This is a genomic window from Stieleria tagensis (assembly GCF_024129865.1).
Classification (GTDB): Bacteria; Planctomycetota; Planctomycetia; order Pirellulales; family Pirellulaceae; genus Stieleria; species Stieleria tagensis.
Genome location: NZ_JAMYFE010000117.1, coordinates 1 through 3,857 on the forward strand (window position 1 = coordinate 1; position 3,857 = coordinate 3,857).

The window sequence follows — 3,857 nt, forward strand, 5'->3', positions numbered from 1 at the left end:
GTTTAGCGCAACTTCAAAACTCACGCGTCGGGTTACCATTCCCAAGCTAGTTTGCCATCGAAGATTCAATCCACAGCCCGTCATGCTTCGGGTTGCGATACTTGCGCCATTTCAACAGTTGCTGCGGCGGGTTCGCCGTTGCGATAGCGTTCCCAACGGCGGCGCAGCCAGGATGTGATCGGGCCTTCGATACGGGTTGTCACGAGTGTCGCCAGGCTGAACGCAAACACGACCGCCAACCCAAAACAGACGCGCGGCGGATACCCGCTGTGGTCCAGGCGATGAATCAGCACACAGCCCAAATTGTTGTGGCACAGATACAGCGCGTAGGAAATCGTGCTGACGAACAACAGTGGCTTGAATCGCAGCACCGGCACTTTGCCGTAGGCACAGGCCGTGACGAGCGCCAGAATCAGCGCCGTGGCCAACGGATTGTGTTTGCCATGATCGATGCTGTGAAAAACGAACGCTGCGACCAAGATGCCCAACAGGTTTTGCCACTGTGTCCCTGTCTTGGTCTTGATCATGTACAGCAAGAATCCCATCGCAAACAAAGGCACAAAATCCAGTAGCAACAACCGCCGCACAGCGGTTGCTACCGCGAACCAGCCTGTTTGTCCCGCCGCCGGTTCGCTGGCATCCAACATCGGGCAAACGAAATAAGACAGCAGCAGCAGTGATCCCCAGCCCACAAAGTAGCGGGTCAGGCCACCGAATCGGTACAGCGCGACCAGTGTGAAGTAGAACATCATCTCGATCTGCAACGTCCACATCACAGGATCAAAGCACTCCTGGCCAAAGACTCGTGGCAGCAGTGTCAGATTCGCAGCAAACTGCGCCGTTGTGATGCCGGTTTCATTCAGCGGCGCGCAACTCATGATCCACAGATTCGCGACGATCACGATCAAAAAGATCGGCAGGATTCGAATCAGTCGGGCGGCGACAAAGTCCACCGGTTTGCCTCGCCGCATCAACGACATGCTGTTGACGAAACCGGACAGGATAAAAAACATCTCAACGCCGTAAGCGCCGTAGGGCCACTCGAATCCGAGGGGCGATGTGTAGCCGAACTTGACGCTGTAAACGTGCGTGAAATGGAATAGCAGCAGATTGATCGCCGCCAGCGCGCGCAACGAATCCAATTCCAAAATCCGGCGGTGCGGTTTCAGAACCTGTGGATCGACTTGCGAACTCTCTGCCATGGCAACAAGCACAGATAGATGAGACGAGCTCCGGACCAGATCGGCATCGTTGCGAACGGATCGCAAGCGACCATGCCGATTCTGAACTGTGCTATCCGCAGGTGGTCCGTTACGGGGGTTTCTCGCTGACCCACTCTCCAGAACTTGAAACCCGATCGGTTGAATCGGAATCTACGGATTATGCCGGTGCAATGAGCGACCGCACCGACAAGCGGGCTGTTGGTTTGGGTAGCGCGACGCGTCAGTCTTGAAGCCAGCGCTTTCTTAAGCCCAGCGGGCGACAAAATGCCTGCCGGCGGCGTCAGTCGCCGGATATCAACGTTCGCGAAAAAGTTCGCTGATCGATTGATCGTGGTGAATGCGTTTGATCGCTTCGGCCAACAACGGTGCAACCGACAGCTGCACCATTTTCGGCAGTAATTTATCCGCCGGGATTGGAATCGTGTCCGTCACCGTGATTGAATCGACCGGTGCGTCACGCAGACGATCGATGGCCGGACCGCACAACACGCCGTGGGTACAGGCGATGTGAATTTCCGCGGCACCGGCTTCGTGCACCAGTTTTGCAGCACCACAAATCGATCCGGCGGTGCTGATCATGTCGTCAAACAGCAGCGCGATTTTGCCTTCGATTGGACCGCCGATAATCGTGCTTTGACGAACTTCCATCGCGTTGGTGCGACGTTTATCCACGATCGCCAACGGTCCACCGAGCCGTTTGCCGTGACCGACGGCGCGTTTGATACTGCCTTCGTCGGGGCTAACGACGACGATCTTGTCATCGGTCAGCCCGCGATTGCTGAAGTGTTCGTTCAACACCGGAGCGGCATACAGGTGATCGACCGGGACGTCAAAAAAACCTTGGATCTGGGCGGCGTGCAGGTCCATCGTCAACACTCGATCGGCACCGGCGCGGGCGATCAGGTTAGCGACCATTTTGGCCGTGATCGGCACACGCCCTTCGTCTTTGCGGTCCTGCCGGGCATAGCCGTAGTAGGGGATCACGGCGGTGATCCGTTCGGCGCTGGCGCGTTTGCAACAATCGATCATCACCAACAACTCGAACAAGTTGTCGTTGACCGGCGGACAGGTCGGCTGGACCAAGAACACATCGCGTCCGCGAACGTCTTCGTCCAGTTTGCAGTAGTTCTCGCCGTCGGGGAATTTACCCAGCGAAATCGCAGCCGGCTCGAGGTGCAGGTGGCGACAAATCTTCAGCGTTAAATCTGGATTCGCTTGACCGCTGAATATTTTTAATTCACGCATAACCCATCGCCCGCATTTTTTGGTCGACCAATTGAAGCTCTTCGGGGTTGTTGATCGACAGCGATTCACACGGCTGCAATGCCGGCAACGCTTCGACAGGCCGGCCGGATTCACGCAGCAAACGAGCCGAATCGGTCAAATAGTATTCCGATTGGGCATTGTCGTTACGCAACATCGCCAAGGCAGCTTTCAAATCCGGTGTCTGGAACAGATAGGTGCTCATATTGACTTCGGTGATCGCCAATTGCTCCGGCGTGGCGTCCTTGTGTTCGACAATCCCCATGAAGTCACCTTGGGCGTTGCGAACGATCCGTCCCAATCCTGTCGGGTCGTCTTTTTCCAGCGTTCCCAGCAACAGAGCGGGCTGGGTGTCGGCAAAGTGATTGAGCAACGTTTTCAAACTGCTCGCTTGGATCAATGGCGAATCACCGGCGACCACGATGGTCGGGCCTGTTTGATCGGCCAATGGTTGTTCACAACATTGTACGGCATGGCCGGTCCCCAACTGCTCGGCTTGCAGGGCGAATTCAATATTGCTGTTCCGGCGGGTGGCCAATTCCGCTTTGACCGCGTCGGCTTGATAACCGACAACGACAATTTGGCGGTGGATCCCGGCGGCCTCCAGTGCGTCGATGACAAAATGGATCATCGCGCGGCCGACCACGGGGCACAGCACTTTCGGCAGGTCACTTTTCATACGTGTTCCTTTGCCGGCGGCGAGGATAATCGCACAGGCTCCGGAACGGTCAGGTTCGATGGGGGCATTCATCGGATGGTCGTGGTCGCTCGGGGTCAGTCTGTTCAGTTGCGGAAAAACACAGTCGCGGCGGCGATCGTCGCGACACATCCGCTCGGTCCGCAGGGGTTGAGGAGCGGCATATTCGCGTTCATGGCCGATTCGAACAACCGCCAGCGCGGAATTCGAATTGCCGAATGCCAAAAAAACGGGTTTTCGGGTCGTTTATCCCGGCCACCGGCTGTCCCCGAAAACCAGACGCGCCCGGCCAGTGACGGTAAATCTGCCCTATTCAGACAACTCGCGCAAAACGCCACGCGTGAGACGTTTGAAACCAGCGCATTTACGGTAACCCGATGCATCAGCGAGGGATTGAGAGTGTTTTCATGTGATCCCTCGCTCACGCGTTTTGAAGTTGCGCTAAACAGTCACTTCACCTCAAATGACTCAGCAAATTGCCGCTTCGATCTCTGTACTCTCCCGCCAGGAAGTCGTGCAGCTTGGTGTGCCACCCATTGGGAGAGTCGCATGCACTCAATCCCATCTCTACGCCAACGGCGTTCGATAGCTTAGCCCGGGGTCACTGTCGAACCTGCTGGAGGCAGGTTCGACAGGAACCCCGGGTGAACATGAAACCGTTTTCCCCCGGCGGG

At 56.6% G+C, this 3,857-nt stretch carries 3 protein-coding genes; all 3 read right to left on the reverse strand.

What is annotated here, in order from left to right; translation table 11 throughout:
* Positions 1-80: 80 nt before the first annotated feature.
* Positions 81-1,202, reverse strand: coding sequence for an acyltransferase family protein (locus tag NHH03_RS24580; RefSeq protein ID WP_253160763.1), 1,122 nt, complete (start codon positions 1,200-1,202; stop codon positions 81-83).
* A 315-nt stretch (positions 1,203-1,517) separates the two neighbouring features.
* Entirely contained in the window at positions 1,518-2,468 is a 951-nt protein-coding gene (locus NHH03_RS24585; RefSeq protein WP_253160765.1) for a ribose-phosphate diphosphokinase, read from the reverse strand.
* A complete protein-coding gene (locus tag NHH03_RS24590) occupies positions 2,461-3,237 on the reverse strand; it encodes a sugar phosphate nucleotidyltransferase (RefSeq protein ID WP_253160767.1) in 777 nt (258 codons plus the stop codon). The genes NHH03_RS24585 and NHH03_RS24590 overlap by 8 nt, the downstream gene beginning before the upstream one ends.
* Positions 3,238-3,857: the final 620 nt, after the last annotated feature.